We start from the raw sequence: 24387 nt of genomic DNA, 5'->3' as shown, positions 1-24387 counted from the left end.
AACGGATCCGCACCCCGTCAGATCATGTCGATGGGTTGGTCGGTTGGCGCCACGGGGGCGGGCAGCCGGGTTTCGCCCATCAGGTACTTGTCCACCGCGGCGGCGCAGGAGCGCCCTTCCGCGATGGCCCACACGATCAGCGACTGTCCGCGGCCGGCGTCGCCGGCAGCAAACACGCCGGGCGTGTTGGTCATGTAGTAACCGTCACGGGCGACGTTGCCCCGGTCATCAAAATCGATCCCGGCCTGTTCGTCCAGGCCAGCCGGTTCGGGCCCGGTGAAGCCCAGGGCCAGAAGCACGAGGTCGGCGGGAATCACGCGCTCCGTCCCGGCCTTGGGCCGACGGGCACCGTCGATGAATTCCGTTTCGGAAACCATGACGCCGGTCACACGACCGTCCTCTCCAAGGAACTCTACCGTAGATGCGAGGTAGGTGCGTTCACCGCCCTCCTCATGCGCCGACGCGACCTCGAACAATGTCGGGAACATCGGCCAGGGCTGGTGCCCCGGACGCTCCCCCGGCGGTTGCTTGCCGATCGCCAACGTGGTGACCGATGCGGCCTGCTGGCGGTGGGCCGTGCCGATGCAGTCCGCACCGGTATCGCCGCCACCGAGGATGACCACATGCTTGCCCCCTGCGTCGATCAGGCCGGGATCCTCCTGCCCGGCCACCGACCGGTTGGAGGGGACGAGGTAGTCCATCGCGAACTCCACGCCCTCCAGCTCACGGCCCGGGATCGGCAGGTCGCGCGGTACCGTGGCCCCGGTGGCCACCACGACGGCGTCGTACCGCCGGCGCAGCTGGTCCCAGGAGATGTCCCGCCCCAGCTCGACGTTGGTGCGGAAGCGGGTGCCCTCGGCGCGCATCTGGTCCAGCCGGCGTTCCAGGACCTCCTTTTCCATCTTGAAGTCGGGGATGCCGTAGCGCAGCAGCCCGCCGATGGCGTCGTCGCGTTCGTAGACCGCGACGGTGTGCCCGGCTCGGGTCAGCTGCTGGGCGGCGGCCAATCCCGCCGGGCCGGAACCGACGATGGCCACCGTCTGGTCGGTATGCCGCTCGGCCGGCACCGGGACGACGGAGCCGTCCTCGAACGCCTGCTCGGCAATGGAGACCTCCACCTGCTTGATGGTCACCGCCGGCTGGTTGATGCCCAGCACGCAGGAGCTCTCGCAGGGGGCGGGGCAGAGCCGCCCGGTGAACTCGGGGAAGTTGTTGGTCTCGTGCAGCCGGTCGCTGGCTTCGGCGCGTCGGCCCTGCCAGGTCAGGTCGTTCCACTCGGGGATCAGGTTGCCCAACGGGCATCCCTGGTGGCAGAAGGGGATGCCGCAATCCATGCAGCGCGAGGCCTGTGCCTTCAGGACGTCGTCCTGTTGGCGTTCGTACACCTCCGCGTAGTCCATGATGCGGACCGGCACGGGGCGGCGCGGTTGCGTCACGCGGTCGGTGATGGTCAGGAATCCGCGGGGATCAGCCATGGTTTGCCTCCAAAATCCGGGTCCAGACGGTTTCGCCGTCCGGGTCGAGTCCTTCGCGTTCGGCATCCTGCAAGGTGGCCATCACCGCCGCGTAGTTGACGGGGACCACAGCGGTCATGCGTGCCGCGGTATCGGGGAAATCGATCAGCAGGGAGGCGGCCAACGTCGATCCGGTCTCCTCCGCGTGGCGGGTCAACAGGTTCTTGACCCGCTCGCGGTCCGCAGCATCGAGCGGCCGCAGGTCCAACTCCCCGGCGTCGAGTGCCTGTCGGTTGAAGGCGCCGCGGTCGGCGTCGAGCAGGTAGGCGGTGCCGCCGGACATGCCGGCACCGAAATTGCGTCCGGTCGGCCCCAGGATCAGGGCCGTGCCGCCGGTCATGTACTCGCACCCGTGGTCGCCGATGCCCTCGGCGACCGCGGTGGCCCCGGAGTTGCGGACCAGGAAGCGTTCGCCGACGAGCCCGCGAATGAACATTTCCCCGCTGGTGGCGCCGTAGCCGATGACGTTTCCGGCGATGACGTTCTTCTCGGCGACCAGGCGTTCTCCGCGGCCCGGGCGCACGATGACCCGACCGCCGGAGAGCCCCTTGCCGACGTAGTCGTTGGCGTCGCCGTTCAACCGCAGCGTGATACCCGCCGGAAGGAAGGCGCCCAGCGATTGCCCGGCGTTGCCGGTCAGGGTGACGTCGATGGTGTCGGTCGCCAGTTCCTCGATGCCGAGCCGGCGGGTGACCTCGTGGCCGAGCATGGTGCCCACCGAACGGTCGGTGTTCACCACATCCAGCGAGATGCGCACCGGCTGCCGGGTGTCGAAGGCGTCGGAGCTGAGTTCGATCAGCTGGTTGTCGAAGTGCGCCTCGAGCTGGTGGTCCTGCTTCACCAGGTTGCGCACCGGTGCGTCGCCGCCGACGGAGTCGTCGAGGACCGGGGTGAGGTCCAGGCCCTCGGTCTTCCAGTGCCGGATGGCCTCGGCGGTGTCCAGCAGGTGGGCCTGGCCGATGGCCTCCTCGATGCTGCGCAGCCCCAGTTCGGCCAGCAGTTCGCGGACCTCCTGGGCCAGGAACTCGAAGAAGTTGACCACAAACTCCGGTTTCCCGGTGAAGCGCGAGCGCAGCAGCGGGTTCTGGGTGGCGACGCCGACCGGGCAGGTGTCCAGGTGGCAGACACGCATCATGACGCAGCCCGAAACCACCAGCGGGGCGGTGGCGAAGCCGAATTCCTCGGCTCCGAGCAGGGCGGCGATGACGACGTCGCGGCCGGTCTTCAGCTGCCCGTCGACCTGCACGACGACGCGGTCGCGCAGCCCGTTGAGCCGCAGCGTCTGCTGCGCCTCGGCGAGCCCGAGCTCCCAGGGGGCGCCGGCGTGCTTGAGCGAGTTCAGTGGCGAGGCCCCGGTGCCGCCGTCGTGCCCTGAAATGAGCACGACGTCGGCACGCGCCTTGGTCACGCCGGCGGCCACGGTGCCGATCCCGATTCCGGAAACCAGCTTCACGTGGATGCGGGCCCGCGGGTTGGCGCGCTTGGCATCGTAGATCAGCTGGGCGAGGTCCTCGATCGAGTAGATGTCGTGGTGCGGGGGCGGGGAGATCAGGCCCACGCCGGGGGTGGAATGCCGGGTGCGGGCCACCCAGGGGTAGACCTTCTGGCTCATCAGCTGGCCGCCCTCGCCGGGTTTGGCGCCCTGGGCCATCTTGATCTGGATGTCCTCGGCCTGGGTCAGGTACAGGCTGGTCACCCCGAATCGGCCGGAGGCGATCTGCTTGACCGCGGAGCGGCGTTCGGGGTCCATCAGCCGGTCGACGTCCTCGCCGCCCTCGCCGGTGTTGGACTTGCCGCCCAGCCGGTTCATGGCGATCGCCAGCGTCTCGTGGGCCTCCTGGGAGATGGAGCCGTAGCTCATCGCCCCGGTGGCGAAGCGCTTGACGATCTCGGCGACGGGTTCGACCTCCTCGATCGGGACCGGTTCGCGGACGCCGGTCTTGAACTTGAGCAGCCCGCGCAGGGTCATCAGCTCCTTCGACTGGTCGTCGATGCCGCGGGTGTAGGCCTGGAAGATGTCGTAGCGGCGCTCCCGGGTCGCATGCTGGAGGCGGAACACCGTCTCCGGGTTGAACAGGTGGGACGGCCCGTCCCGGCGCCACTGGTACTCGCCGCCGGTTTCGAGCCGCTTGTGCGGCTCCTCGACCCCGTCGGAGGGGTAGGCGAAGCGGTGGCGTGCGGCGGTCTCGGCGGCGATGACGTCCAGGCCGACGCCGCCGAGCGGGGAGTGGGTTCCGGTGAAGTACTGGTCGATGACCGCGCCCGAGAGCCCGAGGGCGTCGAAGGTCTGGGCCCCGCAGTACGAGGCCACCGTGGAGATGCCCATCTTGGACATGATCTTCAGCACGCCCTTGCCGAGCGCCTTGATCAGGTTCCGGTGGGCCGCCTCGACACCGACGCCGCCGAGGATCCCGGCGTCGGCCATCTCCTCGACCGTCTCCAGTGCCAGGTAGGGGTTGATCGCCGAGGCGCCGTACCCGATGAGTACGGCCACGTGGTGGACCTCGCGGACGTCGCCGGTCTCGATGACCAGCGAGGTCTTCGTGCGGTTGGCGCTGCGCAGCAGGTGGTGGTGCACGGCGGAGGTCAGCAGCAGCGACGGAATCGGTGCCCACTGGGCGTTGGAATCACGGTCGGAGAGGACGATGAACTTCACGCCACGGTTGATCGCGGCGGAGACCTGTTCGCAGATCTCCTGCAGCCGGTTCTTCAGCTCCGCCGCCCCGCCCTCGGGACGGTACAGCCCGCGGACTTTCAGCGAGGCCTTGGCGCCGTCGGCGCCGCGGATGTTCGCGATCTTGGCCAATTCGTCGTTGGTGATGACCGGGAAGTCCAGCGAGACGTGCCGGGTGCCGACCTGTTCCAGGTCCAGCAGGTTGCCGTCGGGCCCGATCGACGTGGACATGCTGGTGACCAGTTCCTCGCGGATGGAGTCCAGCGGCGGGTTGGTGACCTGGGCGAAGGACTGCACGAAGTAGTCGAAGAGCAGTCGTGGTCGCTGGGAGAGGACCGCGATGGGGGTGTCGGTGCCCATGGCGCCGAGGGGTTCGGCCCCGGCGCGTGCCATGGGGGCCAGCAGGATGCGCTTCTCCTCCTCCGTGTAGCCGAAGGTGCGCTGGCGCAGCTGGACGGAGGCGGGGTTGTGCGAGACGTGCTCGCGTTCGGGCAGGTCGGCCAGCGAGATGAGGTTCTCCTGGACCCATTCGCGCCACGGGTTGGCGGCGGCGACCTCGGCCTTGATCTCCTCGTCTTCGACGATGCGTCCGGCATCGGTGTCGATGAGGAACATCTTGCCCGGTGACACCCGGCCCTTGCGTACGATGCGTTCCTCGGGGATGTCCAGGACGCCGACCTCGGAGGCCAGCACCACCAGACCCTCATCGGTGACCCAGTAGCGGGCCGGTCGCAGGCCGTTGCGGTCCAGCACCGCCCCGGCCAGCCGGCCGTCGGTGAAGGAGACGGCGGCGGGACCGTCCCACGGTTCCATCAGCATGGAGTGGTACCGGTAGAACGCGCGGCGGTCCTCGTCCATCGTGGTGTGGTTCTCCCACGCCTCGGGGATCATCATCATGATCGCCTGGGTGATGGGTCGCCCGGAGAGCATGAGCAGTTCGACGACCTCGTCGAACGACGCCGAATCCGAGGCGCCGGGGGTGCAGATCGGGAAGAGCTCCTCGGGGTCCTCCCCCAACAACGGTGCGGCCAGTTGGGACTGCCGGGCACGCATCCAGTTGCGGTTGCCGCGCACGGTGTTGATCTCGCCATTGTGGGCGATCGTGCGGAAGGGCTGGGCCAGCGGCCAGGAGGGGAACGTGTTGGTGGAGAAGCGCGAGTGCACGATGGCCAGCACGCTGGTGAAGCGCGGATCGGACAGGTCGGGGTAGAACGGTTCGAGCTGGGCGGTGGTGAGCATGCCCTTGTAGACCATGGTCCGGGAGGAGAGGGAGGGGAAGTAGACACCGAGCTTGTTCTGGGCGCGTTTGCGCAGCCGGAAGGCCCGCGCGTCGAGTTCTGCGGTGTCGATCCCGTTGTCCGCTGCGTCGACTCCGACGAAGAACTGGACCAGTCGGGGCATGCAGGAGCGGGCCATGGCACCGATCAGGTCGCCGTCGATGGGGACCTCGCGCCAGCCCAGGACCTGCAGGTCCTGCTGGACGGCCAGTTCCTCGAGGCCGGAGCGGGTGGCGGCCTCGGCGGCCGGTTCATCGGGCAGGAACGCCATCCCGGCGGCGTAGCGGCCGGGGGCGGGGAGGTCGAAGTCGACGACGGCGCGGAAGAACTCGTCGGGCATCTGCGTCAGGATCCCGGCACCGTCGCCTGATCCCTCGTCGGCGCCCACGGCTCCGCGGTGTTCGAGGTTGCGAAGTGCGCGCAAGGCGTTGTCCACGATCTGGTGCGTGGGCCTGCCGTGCAGGGTGGCGACCATGGCCAGCCCGCAGGCGTCTTTTTCCTGGTCGGGGTGGTAGAGGCCCTGTGCCTCGGGTAGTGCTGCAAAGCGGGTGAAGGGCGAGGTCGCGACCTCGCCTGGGACTCGCGAGGCATTCTGCTGGTCTCCAGTCAGGTTCATGGGGTTCCTCTCAATCGGGATGCCCGGGCCCCGTCGGGCAGGACGGGGTGCGGGCGGTGGCAGGGGGCCCGAAGGACGCTGAACCTGGGGTGTGGAGCATCGTGGCCTTCGGCCGGCGGGGTCGATGCCAGGGGATGGCGAATCGGGACCGGGCCGGCGGGTCCACGTCGTCGTGAAGGGCAGCCGCGTCCACTTGTGGTGGCCGGTGGGGCTGCTTCCGCTGTTCCCACGGGATCGCAGACGTGCCGATCGGGCGGGAAACTTAAAGGGAGATTAGCACCTCAAAGACCCGCGGCCGCTGCCGGAAACATAACGTTTACATTCGACGGGCAATTGTGTCGTGGCAGGGTGCCCCGGCCGCGGCCGCCACGGTGCCATGTGGGGGCAAGCAGTAGGGCACCGTGGGGGGAAGCCGACGACGGCGGGTGGGTCCCGCCGTCCTCGGCGGTACTCAGGAGCGCGCCGGGGAGGCGCTGCGGCCGCTGAGTTCGGCGGCAAGTGCGCCCACGGCCTCGACGCCGCCGTCGCGCAGGGCGGCGACGAGCGCGGTGCCGACGATGACGCCGTCGGCGTACTCGCCGATCTCGCGGACATGCTCCGCCTTCGAGACGCCGAGGCCGACGCAGGCACGCGGGGCGCCGGCATGGTGGGCCGCCTCGACCACCGCACGGGCGGCGGAGGAGACCGAGGTCCGGGCGCCGGTGACGCCCATGATGGAGACGCAGTAGATGAAACCACTGCTGGCCCTGACCGTGGTGTCCATGCGCTCGGGGGTGGAACTGGGGGCGACCAGGAAGACGCGTTCGAGGCCGTACTTGTCGGAGGCCGCAAACCATTCGGACGCCTCGTCGGGGATGAGATCTGGCGTGATCAGGCCGGCGCCCCCGGCGTCGGCGAGACGCCGGGAGAACTCATCGACGCCCATCCGCAGGACCGGGTTCCAGTACGTCATGACCAGCACCGCGGCGTCGCAGCGGTCGGTGATGGCCCGGACGATGTCGAAGACCTGGGCGACACGGAACCCCTGGGCCAGCGCCTGTGCGGTGGCGGCCTGGATGACCGAGCCGTCCATGACCGGATCCGAGTAGGGGATGCCGATCTCGATGACGTCGGCACCGTTCTCGGCGACCGCCACGGCTGCATCGATGGTGGTCTGTACGTCGGGGAAACCGGCGGGCAGGTAGGCGATGAGGGCCGGGCGGCCCTGGCCGCGGGCGCGTTCGATCGCAGCCTCGGAGGTCATGCGGGTCATTTGGCTTCACCTGCTTGCGTGTCGATGAGGTCGAACCAGTCGGCGGCGGTGCCCACGTCCTTGTCGCCGCGGCCCGAGAGGTTCACGATGATCGTCTTCTCCTGCGGGTCGCCGCCGGTCTCGGCGAGCTGCCTTCCGACACGGAGTGCTCCGGCGAGGGCGTGGGCCGACTCGATGGCCGGGATGATGCCCTCGGTGCGGCAGAGCAGGCTGAAGGCATCCATGGCCTCGGTGTCGGTGACCGGTTCGTAGGTGACACGCCCGATATCGTGCAGGTAGGAGTGTTCCGGGCCGACGCTCGGGTAGTCCAATCCCGCCGAGATGGAATGCGACTCGATGGTCTGCCCGTCCTCATCCTGCATGAGGTAGCTGCGCGCCCCGTGCAGCACGCCTTTCCGCCCCAGGGTGATGGGGGCCGCGTGGCGCCCCGTGCCCACCCCGTCGCCGCCGGCCTCGAAGCCGTAGATGGCCACCGAGGGGTCGTCGAGGAAACCGTGGAAGAGGCCGATGGCGTTGGAGCCGCCGCCGACGCAGGCGCAGACCGCGTCGGGCAGCCGGCCGGTTTGGGCCAGGATCTGCTCCCGGGCCTCCTCGCCGATGACCTCGTGGAAGTAGCGCACCATGGCGGGGAACGGGTGGGCCCCGGCGGCGGTACCCAGCAGATAGTGCGTGTTATCGACGTTGGCCACCCAGTCGCGCAGGGCCTCGTTGATGGCGTCCTTCAGCGTCTGGGAACCCACCGTCACGGGGACGACCTCGGCTCCGAGCAGGCGCATCCGCGCCACGTTCAGGGCCTGGCGGCGGGTGTCCTCGGCGCCCATGTACACGACGCATTCCAGGCCCATGAGGGCCGCGGCCGTCGCGCTGGCGACGCCATGCTGGCCGGCACCGGTTTCGGCGATGATGCGTGTCTTGCCCATGCGCTTGGCCAGCAGCGCCTGGCCGAGCACGTTGTTGATCTTGTGGCTGCCGGTGTGGTTGAGGTCCTCCCGCTTCAGGAAAACCCGCACGCCGCCGGCGTGCTCGGAGAAACGCTTGGCTTCGGTCAGCAACGAGGGCCGGCCCGAGTAGTTGCGGTTGAGCTCGTTGACCTCGTCGATGAATTCCGGATCGGCCTTGGCCTTCTCGAACGTGTCGTTGAGTTCATCCAGGGCGGCGATGAGCGATTCGGGCATCCATCGGCCACCGAAGTCGCCAAAATACGGGCCTGGCGCGTGGCGCAGGCTGTGCTGTCCGGCCAGGAAGGCATCAGCGGGCTGCCCGGTCGTTGCGTCGGGCTCTTCTGGGGTCTGGCTCATGCGTGGCCGTCCTTACGTCTGGCGGGGTGGATGGCGGGTCGACGGGTTCGTTCAGCGCCCGCGCGGTGGCTTGGCGGCGTTGCCGGCCTCGATGAAGGACCGCAGTGCGGTGATGGGGTCGTGGTCCTTGACCAGGGCCTCGCCCACCAGGACGGCGTCGGCACCGTGGGACCCGTACAGCGCGACGTCGTCGCTGGTGCGGATGCCGGATTCGGCGACGATGACGACGGAGTCCGGGATGTCGCCGGCCAGCCGGGCGAAGTTGTCGCGGTCGACGTCGAGCGTCTTGAGGTTGCGGACGTTGACCCCGATGATGCGGGCTCCAACCCGGATGGCGCGTTCGATTTCCCCGGGGGTGTGGGTTTCCACCAGAGCGTTCATGCCCAGGTCGTGGGTCAGGTCCAGGAAGGAGGCGAGGTCGTGGTCATCCAGCGCGGCGACGATCAGCAGCACCAGGTCGGCGCCGTGGGCGCGGGCCTCGTGGATCTGGTAGGCGTCGACCGTGAAGTCCTTGCGCAGCAGCGGGGTGTCCACCGCGGCGCGCACCGCGTCGAAGTCCGCCAGGGAACCGCCGAAGCGGCGCTGTTCGGTGAGCACCGAGATTGCCGAGGCACCTCCGTCGCGGTATTGCCGGGCCAGTTCTGCCGGCTCCGGGATGTCCGCCAGCGCCCCCTTCGAGGGGCTGCGGCGCTTGACCTCGGAGATCACGCGCAGCGTCTGGTCCCGTTGGCTCTGGTCACGATGGCCGCCAAGCGCGGCGTAGGCGTCGCGGGCCGGCGGGGCCGCTTGGGCGCGGGCACGGATGGCCGCGTCACTGACCTGGAGCCGGCGTTCGTGCAGATCCTCGCGAACGCCGATGATGATGTCCTCGAGAACGGTCACTCCTAGTGGCCGTTGCCGTTCGAACGGTGGCCACCGACGCCGAAACCGATCTGGCGCATGATGCCACCGGCGATCAGGCCGATGACGATGATGGCGATGCCAATGTAGACGCCGATGGCGGCTTGCAGTGCAAAGGCGATGCAACCGACAAGCGTTCCGATGAGCATGACGCCGACGGCCGTCCAGGCGGCGATGCTGTTGCCGTGTCCGACGGGTTCGGTGAGAACCGGGTCAAGACCCTCTGCGTTCCGGGCGGTCACGTTGCTTGACATGTTCTGATCTACTCCTCGGTGCCTCGGGTATCCCGGTGTCGTACCGGGCCAAACTGGTTACTATTCTGCCACTCTTTTCGGCGCGATGCCGCCATGTTGCGGCGGAAGTGGCCTGCCCATGTCACCGGGTGGGGTCCTCGCCCCGCGAGAGGCTGTCCCACCCGTCGATTTCGTCCAGGGCTGTCGATTCGTGTGGCTCAGCTGCCGGGATATCGCCGTCACCGGCTTCCGTCGCGGACACCGCCGAGGCGGAATCGTCGGCGGTTCCACCCGGTGCACCCACGGCGGGAGTGTATTTGCGGCTTGTCTTCCACCGGCGGCCGGCCACCGCGAGCCAAATGGCCGAGGCCATGATCCAAACGCCGATGACGACGGTGAGCCAGGGCCAGAAGGTGATCTGGTAGTCACCTTGGATCCGCATGGTGCCGGCCGCGGTACCGACCTTCGAAACGGAGGCGGCCACCGGGTCCGACAAGGCGCTGAGCGCGGATGCGGCGATACCCAGCCCGGAGAGGAGGACCAGTACGGCGATGATCCAGCGGGCCAGACGACCGGCGATGGCGGCGGCGACGGACCCGGCCAGGGCGACGACCGCCAGTGCCGCGACGGCGGTCGCCGCATCCTGGCCGGAAACGTCGAAGGGTTGGACGTTGATGGCGCCCCGTGCCGGCACCACGTGTATCCAGGTGCGGGTGCTCATGGCAAGGCCGGCGATCCCCCCCAGGACCCCGGCGAAGACCACGTATCTCTTGGATATCCACCGGCTCCCGGAGCTTCGTCCCGGTTCCGTGGGCGTTTGACTGGTGCTCATGCGTCCTCCTCGGCGATGGCCGGACGCAGCGTGCGTGCCGCCCAGACCGCGCGCAACGGTGCGGCCGCCTTGTTGATGCTTTCCTGGGATTCGGCATCCAGGTCCGAGTCGGCGACGATCCCGCCCCCGGCTTGGATGTAGGCCCGACCGTCCTTGAGCAGCGCCGACCTGATGGCGATGGCCATGTCCATGTCGCCGGCGAAGTCCAGGTACCCCACGACACCGCCGTAGACGCCGCGGCGATACGGTTCGACTTCGTCCAGCAGGCGCAGGGCACGCGGCTTGGGGGCGCCGGATAGCGTTCCCGCGGGGAACGTCGCCGCCAGCACGTCGTAGGCCGTCGACTGGGCGTCGAGCCGGCCGACCACATTGGAGACCAGGTGCATGATGTGGCTGAAGCGTTCGACCTCCATGAACTGGGTGACTTCCACGGTGCCGGGTTCGCAAACCTTGGATAGGTCATTGCGGCTCAGGTCCACGAGCATGAGGTGCTCGGCGCGTTCCTTCTCGTCGGCGAGCAGGTCCTTCTCGTGCAGGTGGTCGTCTTCATAGGTCGCGCCGCGTGGCCGCGAGCCGGCGATTGGATGGGTCACGACGTCCCGGTCGTTGACGGTGACCAGCGCCTCCGGGGAGGAACCGACGATGGCGTAGGCGCCTCCGTCGGCGTCCTGGAGGTTGTACAGGTACATGTAGGGGCTGGGGTTGGTGGTGCGCAATATGCGGTACACGTCCAACGGGTCGGCGGTGCATTCGAGTTCGAACCGCCGCGAGACGACCACCTGGAAGACCTCGCCGTCGACGATGGCCTCCTTGCCGCGCAGGATCGCCTGCCGGTAGCCATCCTCGTCCCAGCTATGGGTCACGGCTTCCATGAGCTCGGCGGAGGGGACCTGGGTTCCCGAGAAGACCGAGGCGGATCCGGGGGCCGGTGCGGTGAGCCCGTCGAGCATGGCATGTAGTCGCGATACGGCGTCCGCGTAGGCCTCGTCGACACCGGTGTCGGCACCGTCCTGGTTGATGGCATTGGCGATCAGGGTGACGGTGGAATCGCGGTTGTCCACCACGGCCATGTCGCTGACCAGGTTCATGGCCAGTTCCGGCAGCCCCAGGTCATCCGGTGGCGGGTCGGGGAGCCTTTCCCAATGGCGCACGCTTTCCCAGCCGACGAACCCGACCATACCGGAGGTGAACGGCGGCAGGTCCTCCAGCGGTTCGGTGCGCAGCATCGCGACCGTGTCCCGCAGGACCTCCACGGGGCTGCCCTGGGTGGGCACGCCGGCAGGTGGGGACCCGAGCCAATGCGCCCGCCCGTCCCGGGTGGTCAGGGTGGCCCGGGAGCCGCATCCGATGAACGAGAACCGGCTCCAGACACCGCCCGCGGCGGCGCTCTCCATCAAAAACGTGCCCGGCCGGCCACCGGCGAGCCGTTCGTAGACGGCGATGGGCGTCAGGGTGTCCGCCAGGACGCGCAGGGTCACGGGAATGACGCTACGGTCCCGCGCGAGTCCCCTGAACTGCTTGAGGCTGGGGGAAATGACACCGAATTCATGCATGCTGTACTGGGTTTCCTTGCGTGGTCGGCGGGTCTAGACGGGGTCCGGGTCGGGGCCCTGGACGGCAGGGATGGCGCGGCCCTCGAAACAGGTGCGGGTCCCGGTGTGGCAGGCGGCACCAATCTGGTGGACCCGGATCAGCAGGGCGTCCCCGTCGCAGTCCCGCGCGACCGAGCGGACGAGCTGCTGGTGGCCCGAGGTGTCGCCCTTGCGCCAGTATTCCTGCCGGGACCTGGACCAGAAGGTGACCCGTCCGGTGGTCAGCGTGCGCCGCAACGCCTCGTCGTCCATCCATCCCAGCATGAGCACCTCCGCGGTGTCGTGTTGCTGGATGATGGCCGCCACGAGACCGTCGGCGTCGCGTTTGAGTCCCGCGGCGATCCCGGGGTCGAGGGCAGGTTCCGGGGGCTGGGGGTCTGGGTTCTGCGGCATCGTGTCCAGTCTACTGGGGATTGGGCCGCGCCACGCAGTCCGGGGCCCCCAGATACCCGCCGTTGGGCCCGGGATCGTGCTACTTTGACGGTAATGCGATACGTACCCCCCTCACGTGAAGTCCTCGCCGAGGTCCTGCAGGCCGCCGGGCCCGATGAGGAGACGCTGTGCGCTGGATGGCAGACCCGCCACCTCGCCGCGCATCTGGTCCTGCGAGAGCACAGCCCCTGGGCGGCCGGTCTGGCGGTTCCCCCGCTCCAGGCCCCCATGGAACGGCGTCTGGCTCGATTGGCCCGCCGTGCCGAGGATCCAGGGCACTATGCCGAACTCGTCGACCGGTTCCGCCGCGGTCCCTCGCTCTGGTCCCCGCTGGGTTTGCCGGCCGTGGAGCACGCGGCCAACCTCATCGAATTTTTTGTCCACACCGAGGACGTGCGGCGCGGCGTCGACCGCTGGGCACCGCGCGTGCTCGATGCCGAATACTCGGAGGTTTTGTGGGAGGCGCTGATCCGCCGGGCCGCCCTCTACTACCGCGGGGTCGACGTCGGGATCATCCTGCGCCGCCCGGACGGCCAGCGGCATGTGGTCCGCAAGGCGGCCACCTCGGTGGCCATCACCGGGGTTCCGGGCGAGTTGATGATGCACGCCAATGGGCGGCGTGACCACGCACTGGTGACCTTCGAGGGATCGGACGACGCGCTGGCCCTGTTCTCCAGTTCCCTCCCCTAGGCGGGGCTTGGCGGTGGTCCGTGGTTCGTCCGGTGCCGGCCCTCAGAGGCTGCGGGTGCGGTAGTGGTAGCTCGAGGCCGTGCTGAATCCCAGGGAGTTGTAGAGGACGATCGCGCCGACATTGGATTCGCGGACCTGCAGCCACACCCCGCCGAGGACCCGACGGTAGGCCTCGTTGAGAACGGCTTCCATGATCAGCCGGGAATAGCCCCGTCGGCGGGCCTCGGGCCGGGTGGTCACGCAGTAGATGCCGGCGTACTCCCCCACCACTGCCATCCGGGCGATCGATTCGATGCGGCCATCCACGCGGAGCCCGACGTAGACGGCCGGTGACCCCTTCAGGATGCGGCGGGAGACCTCGCGGTCATCCGGTGCCGCGGGGCCATCCTGATACCAGAACACCTCGAGCCACTCCTGCGAGGGTTCATCGGAGAACTCAATGCGCGGATCCGGGTGGATCTCGGCGAACCGTCCGAGTTCGGAGCCGTCCATGACCTGCACCAGGGTGGGCGTGCCCACGGTGTATCCCCGGGCGGCCAGGTAGTCGTCCAGGCCCGTCGGCTGGGCTGCCGGGCTGATCTGGAAGATGGAATTGAGCCACCGCGCTGCACTGCGCGTCTCGACCTCGGCGACCGCGGCCGCGAGGTCGTTCGGCATGGCGATCGGCAGGACCGAGTTGGCCCGCTGGGTGATGCCGGCGGAGAACCGCAGGGTCCACCCGCCGAGGGCGCTCTTCTCCAGGGCGGGCCAGGCGGCATCCATCAGCCGGTCGAGCTCTTCTGGTTCAGCGAACAGGGTAACCTGCCTCCTTGATGGCCTGTTTGACCCGGGCGATCATGTCGACCGGGCCGAAATGGAAGATGGAGGCCGCGAGGACCGCATCGGCTCCCGCGGCAATCGCCGCTGGAAAATGTCCGGGGGCACCGGCACCGCCGGAGGCGATGATCGGCACGTTGACTGCGGCCCTGACGGCGGCGATCAGCTCGACGTCGAAACCCTCCTTGGTTCCGTCGGCGTCGATGGAGTTCAACAGGATCTCGCCGACTCCGCCGTCGGCGGCTTCCCGCGCCCACTCGACGGCGTCCCGGCCCGAGCCGGTCCGTCCCCCGTGGGTCGTGACCTCGAACCCGGACGGCAGGGACGGGTCGGTGCTGCGGCGGGCGTCCACGGACAGCACCAGGACCTGGGATCCGAAGCGGTGGGTGATTTCCCGGATCACGTCGGGCCGCTCGACGGCTGCCGTGTTGATCGATGCCTTGTCGGCGCCGGCACGGAGCAGCCGGTCGACGTCGTCCGCGGAGCGGACCCCGCCGCCGACGGTGAGGGGGATGAAGACCTCCTCGGCGGTGGTGCGCACGACGTCGAAGGTGGTCTCGCGGTTGCCCGAGCTGGCGGTCACGTCCAGGAACGTCAGTTCGTCGGCACCTGCGGCGTTGTAGCGCTTGGCCAGTTCGACGGGGTCCCCGGCGTCGCGCAGGCCCTCGAAGTTCACGCCCTTCACGACGCGTCCCGCATCGACGTCGAGGCAGGGGATGACACGGATGGCTACGCTCACGGGATGGTCCTCTTAGATACGGATGGCGTGGATGTTGGTCACGAGGATGGCGCGGGCGCCCAACTCGTAGAGCTCGTCCATGATGTTGTTGGCCTGGGCCTGCTTCACCATCGACCGGACGGCCACCCAGTCGCCGTCCTGCAGCGGGGAAACGGTCGGCGACTCCAGCCCGGGGGTCAGGGCGCAGGCCCGCTCGACGAGGTCCTTGCGGATGTCATAGTCCAGCATGGCGTAGCGCCGGGCGACCAGCACACCCTGCAGGCGGCGGGTGAGGATCTCCAGGCCATGGGGGTTCTCCCCGGTGCGGCCGATGAGCACCGCCTCGGATTCGAGGATGGGATCCCCGAAGGTCTCCATGCCGGCGGCGCGCAGGGTGCTGCCGGTTTCCACGACGTCGGCGATGGCGTCGGCGACTCCGAGCCGGACCGAGGACTCCACGGCACCGTCGAGGCGGACGACGGAGGCGTCGATGCCTTCCCGGTCCAGGTAGTCGCGCAGCAACCCGTCGTAGCTGGTGGCGATTCGCTTGCCGTCCAGCTGGCCAACCGAGGAGAAGTCACCGACGGGTCCGGCGAAGCGGAACGTCGAGGCGCCGAGCCCCAAGGGCAGCAGTTCCTCGGCGTCGCCGTTGACCCCCGCGTCGAGGAAGAGGTCGCGTCCGGTGATGCCGACGTCGAGGATGCCGCGCCCGACGTAGACGGCGATGTCGCGCGGGCGCAGGTAGAAGAACTCGACGTCGTTGTCCGGGTCGACCATGACCAGTTCGCGGTTGTCGCGGCGCTGGCGGTATCCGGATTCGTTGAGCATGGCGGTGGCGGCCTCGGAGAGGGCGCCCTTGTTCGGTACGGCTACTCGCAACATGGAAGTGCTCTTTTCTGTGCTGGCTGTGCTGGTGGTCGGTCCTCTGGCATCACCTGCCGCCTGCCCCGTCGATGGCGGGGCGTGGCGGCTAGAGATGCTTGTAGACGTCCTCCAGCGACAGGCCCTTGGCCAGCATCATCACCTGCAGGTGGTACAGCAGCTGGGAGATCTCCTCCGCGGCTTCCGCATCGGTTTCGTATTCGGCGGCCATCCAGACTTCGGCGGCTTCTTCCACGATCTTCTTGCCGATGCCGTGGACACCCGAATCCAGCTCCGCAATGGTGCGGGAGCCCGTGGGGCGTTCCCGTGCCTTGTCTGCCAGTTCGGCAAAGAGGGTGTCAAAGGTTTTCACCCCTCAAGGGTAGCCGTTGGCGGGCCGCCGTCCCGACTCGCCGGTTTCAATGTGACGAAAGCGACGGGCGGGTCAGCGGCCGCCCGGCGGGCTACCTGCCCGAGAGCGCCAGGGCGGTCAGCAGTGCCGCCGACATGGCCTCGTGCCCCTTGTCCTCCACCGAACCGGGCAGCCCGGCGCGGTCCAGGGCCTGCTGCTCGGTGTCGCAGGTGAGCACCCCGAAGCCGACCGGGGTGCCGGTGCGCACCGAGACATCGGTGAGCCCCGCCGTCGCGCCCTGGCAGACGAAGTCGAAGTGCGGGGTCCCCCCGCGGATGACGACGCCCAGGGCCACGACGGCGTCGAAGTTGTGGGCGAAGCGGGCCGCGGCGACCGGCAGCTCGAAGGTCCCCGGAACGCGGACGAGCTCCGGTGTGGCGATGCCGGCGTCGACCGCTGCCCGCAGGGCCCCGTCGACGAGCCCGTCCATGACCTCCTGGTGCCAGCTGGCCGCGACGATCACCGCGCGCAACCCGGCGCGTCCTGCAGCCGCCAGCTGCTCCGTCCCGGTGGTGGGTGCTCCGTGTCCGCTCATCAGTGGTGCTCCTTCGTGGTGGATGTTTCCGGTGTATCGGGGGTGGCCGCGGTGAATGCCTCGGCCAGGATCTGGTGGGACATGCGTTCGCGCTTGGTCTGCAGGTACCGGGTGTTCTCCGGCCGGGCGGCGATGGTGCTCGGGACCAGCGAGACGACGTCGATGCCGGCCTCTCGCAACCAGGCGGCCTTCAGCGGGTTGTTGGTGAGCAGTCGGATCCGCTCGAGCCCCATCCCATGGAGGATGGCCGCGGCGGCATCGTAGCGCCGGGCATCGACGGGCAGGCCGAGTTGTTCGTTGGCCTGGACGGTGTCCGCCCCGCCGTCCTGCAGGGAGTAGGCGCGGATCTTGTTGGCCAGCCCGATGCCCCGTCCCTCGTGGCCGCGCAGGTAGACGATGGTCCCCCCGGATTCGGCGATGGCGGCCAGCGCGGCGTCGAGCTGTTCGCCGCAGTCGCACCGGTAGGAACCGAAGACGTCCCCGGTCAGGCATTCGGAGTGCAGGCGCACCAGCGGGGCCTCGGGGCCGGCGTGCTGCGGGATCGGTGCGGTCAGCACGAGGTGTTCCTGCCCGCTGCCGCGTTCGGTCCAGGCCTGCACGGCGAAGGTGCCGTGGGCGGTGGGGACGGCGACCACCGGGCCGCCGAGCACCGCCGAGGAGCTGGCCGGTTCGGGAGACGTGGCGCCGTTGCGGGCCAGATGCGCGGCCAGGTCCTCGATGCTGATCAGCGGGATGGAGAACTCGTCGGCGAAGGCCCGCAGCGCGGGCACCCGCATCATCGTCCCGTCGTCGTGCACGAGTTCGGCGATGACCCCGACCGGCTGGACCCCGGCCAGGCGGCACAAATCGACGCTGGCCTCGGTGTGGCCGCGGCGTTCCAGGACGCCGCCGTCGACCGCGCGCAGCGGGAACATGTGGCCGGGCCGGTTGATGGAGCCCTGCTCGCTGGCCGGGTCCGCCAGGATGCGGGCGGTGAGGGCGCGGTCGGCGCCGCTGATGCCGGTGGTGACCCCGGCGGCGGCGTCGCAGGAGACCGTGTAGGCGGTCCCCTTGGCGTCCTGGTTGTGCTCCACCATGGGCGGCAGGCCCAGGCGGTCGGCGCGGTCCCCGTTCATCGGCACGCACAGCACGCCGGAGGAGTACCGGATCGTCCAGCCCAGCAGTTCGGGGGTGGCGAATTCGGCGGCGAAGATGATGTCGCCTTCGTTCTCGCGGTCCTCGTCGTCGACGACGACGACGGGGCGTCCGGCGGCCATCGCGGCGATCGCGGCGTCCACCGGGTCCAGCAGGCTGCCGTCGCGATCCGCGGCGGTGGTGCCGCCGCCCTGCGGGGCGCTCATCGTGTCGCCCCGTCCGCGAAGGCGGCCAGTCGTTCGGCGTATTTGGCCATGACGTCGACCTCGAGGTTCACTGCGTCCCCGGGCTTGCGGGCGCCCAGGACGGTTTCGCGCAGCGTGGTGGGGATGACGCCCACCTCGAAGTACTGCTCCGCGTCCCCCGCGTCCGAGACGGCCGTCACCGTCAGGGAGACGCCGTCGACGGCGATGGATCCCTTCCGCGCGACGTAGCGGGCCAGATCGCGGGCCAACCCGAAGCGCAGGCGCACCCAGTTGCCCTCGTCCTCGCGTTCGAGCACGGTGCCCGTGCCGTCCACGTGGCCCTGGACGACGTGGCCGTCCAGCCGTCCGCCGGCGCGCACGCAGCGTTCGAGGTTGACCGGGTCGCCGGCCCGCAGGGCGCCGGTGGTGGTCAGGCGCAGGGACTCCCCCATGACGTCCAAATCCACGGTGTCGCCGTCGATGGCCGTGGCGGTCAGGCAGACGCCGTTCACGGCGATGGAGCCGCCGATCCCCAGATCCGCGGCGTGGCCGGGGGCGCTGATGCGCAGCACGGCTGCGTCCTGGCCGGGGACATCCGCGACGTCGTCGACGCGGCCCTGTCCGGTGATGATGCCCGTGAACATTAGCGGGTCCTTTCGTGTTCGGTGACCTGTACGGGTCGGGGTAGGGGCGTGGGTTCGAGGTGCAGGACGGCGTCCGCGCCCAGCAGTTGGTGGGCCGGGCCGCCGCGGTCGTCGTATCGCCAGCGGGTGGCATCGGCAAGCGTGCCGACCCCCAGGTCCCCGACGGCGTGGCGTCCTCTGCCCAGAAACAGCGGGGCCTGGTAGAGCCAGATCTCGTCGATGAGGTCGGCGGCGAGGAATGCGGTGGCGATGGAGGCGCCGCCCTCGACCATGGCGTGGTCGATGCCCCGGTCCGCGAGGGTGGCCAGCACCGCGGCGGGATCGTGTTCGCGCAGGTGCAGGGGCGCCGGCCCGACCGTGACGGCGGCGCCCGCGGGCAGGTCGCGGTGGCCCATGACGACGCGCAACGGTTGCCGGGCCGCCGGCGTCCCCTCGGGGGTCCGGGCGGTGAGGCGCGGGTTGTCGGCCAGGATGGTGCCGGTGCCCGCGATGATCGCCTCGGCCCGGGCGCGGACGGCGTGCGAATGCCCGCGCGCCCCCTCCCCGGTGATCCACTGGCTGGTGCCGTCCACGGCGGCGATCCGTCCATCCAGGCTCTGGGCCAGATGCAGGGTGGTGAAGGGCCTGCCGGCGGCCCGGGCGGTGAACCAGCGGTGGTTCAGCTCCCGCGCCCTGTCGCCGAACAGCCCACCGGCGACCCCGATGCCGGCCCGCTCCAGCATGCCGGCCCCGCCACCGGCCCGGTCGGTGCCGTCGGCGCTGGCGTAGACGACGCGGCCGATGCCGGCACGGATGATCGCCTCGGCGCAGGGCCCGGTCCGGCCGGTGTGGCTGCAGGGTTCCAGCGTGGCCAGCATGGTCAGCCGGGCCGCACGTTCGGCGGGCAGGGGCCCGAGTTCGGCCAGGGCTGCGGCCTCGGCGTGGGGCGTTCCCGCCCCGTGGTGTGTCCCGCTGGCGAGCACTGTCCCGTCCTCATCGAGGATGACGGCGCCGACCAGCGGGTTGGCGCCGCGGACCCCCTGTCCGGCGAGGTGGAGGGCGCGTTCCATGCCGGCCCGTTCGGAGGAGTTGAAGCCAGCGGCCGCGGGACGCCCGGTCATGGCGTGCTCCGGGTGATCGGGTCGGGCATCGCCGTCTGCACGATGGCCTGTTCGCGGTTCCTGACCCGCCACCAGACGAAGAATCCGGCGAGCGTGAAGCCTCCATAGAAGAGGTACATGAAGGCGCTGGCGTAGTACTGGGCGCTGAAGAGCAACGGGACGCCGACGATGTCCACGGCCACCCAGAGCAACCAGAACTCGACCCACCCCTTGGCCATCCCCCAGGTGGCCAGCAGCGAACCGACGAAGGTCCAGGCGTCGGCCCACACGGGTTCGTAGGAGCCCAGGATGCGGAACAGCGGGGTCAGCGCGATGGTCCCGACCACCAGCACGATGAGCAGCGTCCAGCGTTCGCGGGGCGTGGCCCAGCGGGGCGAAATGGCGGTCCCGGAGCCGGATCCGCGGGCCTGCTTCCACCGGTGGTAGCCGTAGAACGACACCGCGATGAACATGATCTGGCGCCCGGCCTGTCCGAGGAGGTTGGCGGCATGGCCGGTATCGAAGACGCTGCCCAGGAAAACGGTGAGCAAGAGCAGGTTGCCGATGATCCCGACGGGCCAGGCCCAGACCTTGCGGCGCATGCCGCCGATGGCACTGGCCAGGCCGAAAACGTTCCCGACGACCTCGCGCACCAGCAGCGAGCTGTTGCCGACGGGGATGTTGGCGTTGAACAAATCAATGAGCCACCGCAGGGCTTCCATCGTTCCTCCTCGTGAGCCGCGGCGGCTCCGGGGGTACGACAGCGAGGGAATCGTTGGCGGGACGTCGGTGACGTACCGGTCAACGGACCAGCCCTGTACGTGCTTCTCCCATCCAGACTTTAACTGTCGGTACCGGAATTCCACCGGTTCAACCGTGGCGCCATGAGGCACCTCGGGTCGCGGACTATAACCGCCGGTTCGGACTTACACCGACCCCGGAGCACGTGTGTTTACTTGTAAAGCTAAACTATAGTCCCGTTCCGCCCGCTGCCACTACATGTCGCAGTGCGTCGATGGCGGCGGCCGGGTCCTCGGTGCCGTAGACGCTGGATCCGGCGACGAAGACGTCGGCCCCCGCCTCGGCGGCGCGCAGGATCGTGTCCCGGGTGATGCCGCCGTCGACCTGCAGCGCCAGGGGCAGCCCGGCGCCGTCGATGGCCGCACGGGCCCGGCGGATCTTGGGCAAGACGATGTCCAGGAACGACTGGCCGCCGAAACCCGGTTCGACCGTCATGAGCAGGAGCATGTCCAGCTCTTCGAGCATGTCCAGGTACGGTTCGACGGCGGTGGCCGGGCGCAGGGCCATGGCCGCCCGGGTGCCCCGGGAGCGCAGTTCCCGGGCGAGCCGGACCGGGGCCGCCGAGGCCTCGGCGTGGAAGGTGACGGACTGGACCCCGAGGTCGGCGTAGCCGGGTGCCCACCGGTCGACGTCGCTGATCATCAGGTGCACATCCAGCGGCAGCGGGCTGGCCTGGCCGATCCGTTCCACGACGGGAAGGCCCAACGTCAGGTTCGGGACGAAGTGGTTGTCCATGACATCGACGTGGACGGCGTCTGCGGTGTCGATGCGGTGCAGTTCCGCCTCGAGGTTGGCGAAGTCTGCGGAGAGGATGCTGGGGTGGATCCGGCAACCGGACATGGGTCAGCCTTTCGTTGGCGCGGGGTTTTCGTCGGCGTCGAGCGTGATCAGGGCCAGGAACATGGCGTCCGTGGAGTGCACGTGCGGCCAGAGCTGGACGGTCGTGCCGCCGGAAACATGGGCGGTGCCCTCGATCCCGCCGTCCAGGGCGACGGCGTTGACCGTCGCTGCCGTATCGAGCAGGCGGGCCCCGGGGGCGCGCCGGAGTGCATCGTCGAGGACGGCCAGCGTTTCTGCCGGATGCGGCGAGCAGGTGGCGTAGGCCAGCACGCCGCCGGGGCGCAGCGCCTTCAGGGCGGCGTCGAGCAGTTCACCCTGCAGCGTGGTGAGCTCGGCGATGTCCGTGGGGCGCTTTCGCCAGCGGGATTCCGGACGCCGGCGGAGCGCCCCCAGCCCGCTGCAGGGTGCGTCCACGATGATGCGGTCGAAGCGCTGGTCGGCGGGGACGTCCACGTAGCGGCGCCCATCGCCGACCACGACGTTCCAGGCGTCATGGTCCACGGGACGCAGTGCCTTGCGGACGAGTTCGGCGCGGTGCTGTGCCGGCTCGTTGGCGGTGACCTCGGCGCCGCGTTCGGCGGCGAGGGCGGCCAGGAGCGCGGCTTTGCCACCGGGGCCGGCGCAGAGATCCAGCCAGTCCGTGTCCCGACCCTCGATGGCCACCGCGGCCACGGCCCGGGCGACGAGTTGCGAACCGGCATCCTGGACGCGGGTGGTGCCGCGGTGGATCGAGGACATCCTCGACAGGTCCCCGCCGGCGTAGTAGGCCGAATCGGGGACGAGGGTACCGGGCGTGGCCCCGGATTCGAACGCCTCGTCCAGGGAGCCGATGCCGGGCAGGGCCACGAGGTTGACCACCGGGGCCAGGTTGTCCGCCTCCAGCAACGCGGTGACGTCATCCGCCGTGCGCCCGTGGGCCACCAGCGCCTGCCGCATGGCCCGGACGACCCATTCCGGATGGCTGTGTTCCAGCGCGAGACGGGCCACCGGGTCCTCGACGCCATCGAGCAGTTCCACGATCCAGGCGGCCGCGTCCTGGCGGGCGACCTTGCGCAACACGGCGTTGACGAGCCCCGAGGGCCCGGCGCCGATGACCGCCCGGGCGAGGGCGACGGTTTCGTCCAGTGCCGCGTGGTGGGGAACGCGCATGGCCAGCAGCTGGTGCGCCCCGAGGCGCAGCGCGTCGAGGATGGCGGGATCCAGCTTGTCCAGCGGACGGTCGACACACCGGGCGAGGATGGCGTCGTACAGGCCGCGGCCGCGCAATGCCCCGTAGGCCAGCTCCGTGGCGAACCCGGCGTCGCGGCCGCTCAATCCATGGTCACGGATCCGGCCGGGAAGCACGAGGTTGGCGTAGGCGTCCTGCTCGACGACGGCGCGCAGCACCTCGTAGGCGGCCAGCCGGGCCGGGTCGGCGATGCGGCGGCGCTGCGAGGGCGCTGCGGTGCTGAAGTGGCGGCTTCCGGTACCGCCGCGGTTGCGTTGGCGGCCGGCGTCATTGCGGCGTTCACGCCGTGGTTCGTTGGTCATGCGAAGGAGACCTGCTTCCCGGTATCGGTGGTTCCGGCGCCCAGCCCGCGGGCCCAGTCGGCCGCTGGCATCATCTTCTTACCCGGTGGCTGGACCTGCCCGAGTTCCACGGCGTGGGAACCGGTGCCCACCAGCACCTGGGGTTGGCGGCCGGGCAGGACCCGAACGACGCCGGGGGCCAGGTCGGTCACGTCCGGACAGGGGGTGACGGGGCCGAGTTTGAACCGCTGCCCGTCCAGTTCCGTCCAGGGGCCGGGCTCGGGGGTGGTGCCGTTGATGCGACGACGGATTGCCAGTGCCGGTTGGCCCCAGGAGACGTGGCCGTCCTCGAGCAGTAGCTTGGGGGCCAGGCTCACGTCGCCGGTCTGCGGTACCGGTGCCAACGCGCCCGCGTCGATCCCGTGCAGCGTTTGGGACAGCAGGACGGATCCGCTCCTGGCGAGCCGGTCGAGCAGGACGCCGGCGGTGTCGTCCGGGTTGATGTCCTCGGTGAGCGTGCCGTACACGGGTCCGGTATCCAGGCCCTTCTCGAGCCGGAAGGTCACCGCGCCGGTGACATCGTCGCCGTGGATGATCGCGTGTTGGACCGGTGCCGCGCCACGCCAGGCGGGCAGCAGCGAGAAGTGCAGGTTGACCCAACCGTGGAGTGGCACGTCGAGTGCCCCGGCGGGGACGAGTCCCCCGTAGGCGACGATGGCCGCGACGTCGGCCACCACCGAGGTGATTTCCGCGATGGCTGCCGCATCGATCCGGTTGGCCTTGATGACCGGCAGGCCGAGCTCGACGGCACGGGCTGCCACCGGCGACGGGGCCAGGACGCGCTTGCGGCCCTGGGGTGCGTCTTCGCGGGTCAGCACTGCCACGACGTCCAGGCCGTCGGCGATGAGGCGGTCGAGGGAGGGCACGGCCACGCTGGGGGTGCCCGCGAACAGGACCCTCATCGGTCGGCTCCGAACGTGCCGCCAAAGCTCGAGCCGACCGAAGGGGCCCGGTCGCTTCGGGTCCGGTCGGCCACGGCGTTGTAGGTGGTGGTGCGGATCTTGCCCCACGCGTCCTTCTTGTCCTGTCCGCGGAGACGGTCGATGTAGAGGCGGCCGTCCAGGTGGTCGGTTTCGTGTTGCAGGCAGCGTGCCAGCGTGCCTTCGCCCTCGACGACGACCGGGCCACCGGTGACGTCGTACCCGGTGACCCTGGCCCAGCTGCCGCGCGGCAGGCGGTATCCGAGCCCGGGGACCGAAAGGCAGCCTTCGGATGCACCGTGGTCCTCGGTTCCGCCGATTTCCAGAACGGGGTTGACGACATGTCCGTCATGTCCGTCGACCCGGTAGGTGAAGACGCGGAGGCCGACCCCCACCTGGGGTGCGGCCAGCCCGGCGCCGTCGACGGCGTCCATCGTCTCGGTCATGTCCCCCACGAGCCGGGCCAGTTCGGGCCCGAAGGCCGTGACCTCGGAGGCGGGGGTGCGCAAGACGGGATCGCCCACGATGCGGATTTCCAGAATCGTCATGACTTCATGCTCCTG

Annotated in this window: 23 protein-coding genes and 1 riboswitch; of the genes, 1 reads left to right on the top strand and 22 read right to left on the bottom strand. The window is 69.6% G+C overall.

Going from position 1 to position 24387, the window contains the following annotated elements:
- Nucleotides 1–17: 17 nt before the first annotated feature.
- From AC1MEQ_RS00445 to hisI, 9 genes are all read right to left on the bottom strand, one after another.
- The gene (locus AC1MEQ_RS00445) at nucleotides 18–1475 is read right to left on the bottom strand and encodes a glutamate synthase subunit beta (RefSeq protein ID WP_479792963.1); all 1458 of its coding nucleotides are present in this window, start codon (nucleotides 1473–1475) and stop codon (nucleotides 18–20) included.
- The gene (gene gltB, locus AC1MEQ_RS00440; RefSeq protein ID WP_479792962.1) at nucleotides 1468–6081 is read right to left on the bottom strand and encodes a glutamate synthase large subunit; all 4614 of its coding nucleotides are present in this window, start codon (nucleotides 6079–6081) and stop codon (nucleotides 1468–1470) included. Before gltB ends, AC1MEQ_RS00445 begins: the two co-directional genes overlap by 8 nt.
- 451 nt (nucleotides 6082–6532) lie before the next feature.
- Nucleotides 6533–7333 carry a tryptophan synthase subunit alpha gene (gene trpA, locus AC1MEQ_RS00435; protein WP_479792960.1) on the bottom strand — a complete coding sequence of 267 codons (801 nt, stop codon included), beginning with the start codon at nucleotides 7331–7333 and terminating at the stop codon, nucleotides 6533–6535.
- Nucleotides 7330–8631 carry a tryptophan synthase subunit beta gene (gene trpB, locus AC1MEQ_RS00430; RefSeq protein ID WP_479792959.1) on the bottom strand — a complete coding sequence of 434 codons (1302 nt, stop codon included), beginning with the start codon at nucleotides 8629–8631 and terminating at the stop codon, nucleotides 7330–7332. The genes trpA and trpB overlap by 4 nt, the downstream gene beginning before the upstream one ends.
- A 51-nt stretch (nucleotides 8632–8682) precedes the next feature.
- On the bottom strand, nucleotides 8683–9513 hold the full coding sequence (trpC, locus tag AC1MEQ_RS00425) for an indole-3-glycerol phosphate synthase TrpC (RefSeq protein ID WP_479792958.1): 831 nt from the start codon (nucleotides 9511–9513) through the stop codon (nucleotides 8683–8685).
- Between the two features lie 2 nt (nucleotides 9514–9515).
- The gene (locus tag AC1MEQ_RS00420; protein ID WP_479792956.1) at nucleotides 9516–9785 is read right to left on the bottom strand and encodes an HGxxPAAW family protein; all 270 of its coding nucleotides are present in this window, start codon (nucleotides 9783–9785) and stop codon (nucleotides 9516–9518) included.
- A gap of 121 nt (nucleotides 9786–9906) precedes the next feature.
- Nucleotides 9907–10596, bottom strand: coding sequence for a Trp biosynthesis-associated membrane protein (locus tag AC1MEQ_RS00415; protein ID WP_479792954.1), 690 nt, complete (start codon nucleotides 10594–10596; stop codon nucleotides 9907–9909).
- Nucleotides 10593–12149, bottom strand: a complete 1557-nt coding sequence (locus AC1MEQ_RS00410) for an anthranilate synthase component I (protein WP_479792952.1) — start codon at nucleotides 12147–12149, stop codon at nucleotides 10593–10595. Before AC1MEQ_RS00410 ends, AC1MEQ_RS00415 begins: the two co-directional genes overlap by 4 nt.
- A gap of 33 nt (nucleotides 12150–12182) precedes the next feature.
- On the bottom strand, nucleotides 12183–12581 hold the full coding sequence (gene hisI, locus AC1MEQ_RS00405) for a phosphoribosyl-AMP cyclohydrolase (protein ID WP_479792950.1): 399 nt from the start codon (nucleotides 12579–12581) through the stop codon (nucleotides 12183–12185).
- Between the two features lie 93 nt (nucleotides 12582–12674).
- Here hisI and AC1MEQ_RS00400 point away from each other — a divergent pair, with 93 nt between their 5' ends.
- The gene (locus AC1MEQ_RS00400; protein WP_479792948.1) at nucleotides 12675–13310 is read left to right on the top strand and encodes a TIGR03085 family metal-binding protein; all 636 of its coding nucleotides are present in this window, start codon (nucleotides 12675–12677) and stop codon (nucleotides 13308–13310) included.
- A 42-nt stretch (nucleotides 13311–13352) separates the two neighbouring features.
- On the opposite strand, the gene AC1MEQ_RS00395 is transcribed toward AC1MEQ_RS00400, so the two are convergent.
- From AC1MEQ_RS00395 to def, 13 genes are all read right to left on the bottom strand, one after another.
- The gene (locus AC1MEQ_RS00395) at nucleotides 13353–14072 is read right to left on the bottom strand and encodes a GNAT family N-acetyltransferase (protein WP_479792947.1); all 720 of its coding nucleotides are present in this window, start codon (nucleotides 14070–14072) and stop codon (nucleotides 13353–13355) included.
- A gap of 22 nt (nucleotides 14073–14094) precedes the next feature.
- A complete protein-coding gene (gene hisF, locus AC1MEQ_RS00390; protein WP_479792946.1) occupies nucleotides 14095–14865 on the bottom strand; it encodes an imidazole glycerol phosphate synthase subunit HisF in 771 nt (256 codons plus the stop codon).
- Nucleotides 14866–14877: 12 nt separating this feature from the next.
- Nucleotides 14878–15726 carry an ATP phosphoribosyltransferase gene (gene hisG / locus AC1MEQ_RS00385; RefSeq protein WP_479792944.1) on the bottom strand — a complete coding sequence of 283 codons (849 nt, stop codon included), beginning with the start codon at nucleotides 15724–15726 and terminating at the stop codon, nucleotides 14878–14880.
- Between the two features lie 88 nt (nucleotides 15727–15814).
- Nucleotides 15815–16078 carry a phosphoribosyl-ATP diphosphatase gene (locus tag AC1MEQ_RS00380; protein ID WP_343902213.1) on the bottom strand — a complete coding sequence of 88 codons (264 nt, stop codon included), beginning with the start codon at nucleotides 16076–16078 and terminating at the stop codon, nucleotides 15815–15817.
- A gap of 91 nt (nucleotides 16079–16169) precedes the next feature.
- Entirely contained in the window at nucleotides 16170–16652 is a 483-nt protein-coding gene (gene ribH / locus AC1MEQ_RS00375) for a 6,7-dimethyl-8-ribityllumazine synthase (RefSeq protein WP_479792942.1), read from the bottom strand.
- The gene (ribB, locus tag AC1MEQ_RS00370; RefSeq protein WP_479792940.1) at nucleotides 16652–17992 is read right to left on the bottom strand and encodes a 3,4-dihydroxy-2-butanone-4-phosphate synthase; all 1341 of its coding nucleotides are present in this window, start codon (nucleotides 17990–17992) and stop codon (nucleotides 16652–16654) included. Before ribB ends, ribH begins: the two co-directional genes overlap by 1 nt.
- Complete coding sequence (locus tag AC1MEQ_RS00365) at nucleotides 17989–18615, bottom strand: riboflavin synthase (RefSeq protein ID WP_479792938.1); 627 nt, start codon at nucleotides 18613–18615, stop codon at nucleotides 17989–17991. Before AC1MEQ_RS00365 ends, ribB begins: the two co-directional genes overlap by 4 nt.
- Nucleotides 18615–19715 carry a bifunctional diaminohydroxyphosphoribosylaminopyrimidine deaminase/5-amino-6-(5-phosphoribosylamino)uracil reductase RibD gene (gene ribD / locus AC1MEQ_RS00360; protein WP_479792937.1) on the bottom strand — a complete coding sequence of 367 codons (1101 nt, stop codon included), beginning with the start codon at nucleotides 19713–19715 and terminating at the stop codon, nucleotides 18615–18617. The genes AC1MEQ_RS00365 and ribD overlap by 1 nt, the downstream gene beginning before the upstream one ends.
- The gene (gene pnuC / locus AC1MEQ_RS00355; RefSeq protein WP_479792935.1) at nucleotides 19712–20416 is read right to left on the bottom strand and encodes a nicotinamide riboside transporter PnuC; all 705 of its coding nucleotides are present in this window, start codon (nucleotides 20414–20416) and stop codon (nucleotides 19712–19714) included. Before pnuC ends, ribD begins: the two co-directional genes overlap by 4 nt.
- 95 nt (nucleotides 20417–20511) lie before the next feature.
- Nucleotides 20512–20644, bottom strand: a riboswitch (FMN riboswitch).
- Between the two features lie 19 nt (nucleotides 20645–20663).
- Nucleotides 20664–21335 (bottom strand): ribulose-phosphate 3-epimerase, encoded by a 672-nt coding sequence (gene rpe, locus AC1MEQ_RS00350; protein WP_479792933.1) that lies wholly within the window; start codon nucleotides 21333–21335, stop codon nucleotides 20664–20666.
- Nucleotides 21336–21338: 3 nt separating this feature from the next.
- Nucleotides 21339–22865: an RsmB/NOP family class I SAM-dependent RNA methyltransferase gene (locus tag AC1MEQ_RS00345; protein WP_479792931.1), complete on the bottom strand. Its 1527-nt coding sequence runs from the start codon at nucleotides 22863–22865 to the stop codon at nucleotides 21339–21341.
- Nucleotides 22862–23806, bottom strand: coding sequence for a methionyl-tRNA formyltransferase (locus AC1MEQ_RS00340; protein ID WP_479792929.1), 945 nt, complete (start codon nucleotides 23804–23806; stop codon nucleotides 22862–22864). The genes AC1MEQ_RS00345 and AC1MEQ_RS00340 overlap by 4 nt, the downstream gene beginning before the upstream one ends.
- The gene (gene def / locus AC1MEQ_RS00335) at nucleotides 23803–24372 is read right to left on the bottom strand and encodes a peptide deformylase (protein ID WP_479792927.1); all 570 of its coding nucleotides are present in this window, start codon (nucleotides 24370–24372) and stop codon (nucleotides 23803–23805) included. The genes AC1MEQ_RS00340 and def overlap by 4 nt, the downstream gene beginning before the upstream one ends.
- Nucleotides 24373–24387: the final 15 nt, after the last annotated feature.

This window comes from Arthrobacter sp. ASL1, assembly GCF_056680475.1.
The sequence above is the reverse complement of the archived record's forward strand: the minus strand, read 5'-3'. Positions and strand labels throughout refer to the sequence as shown.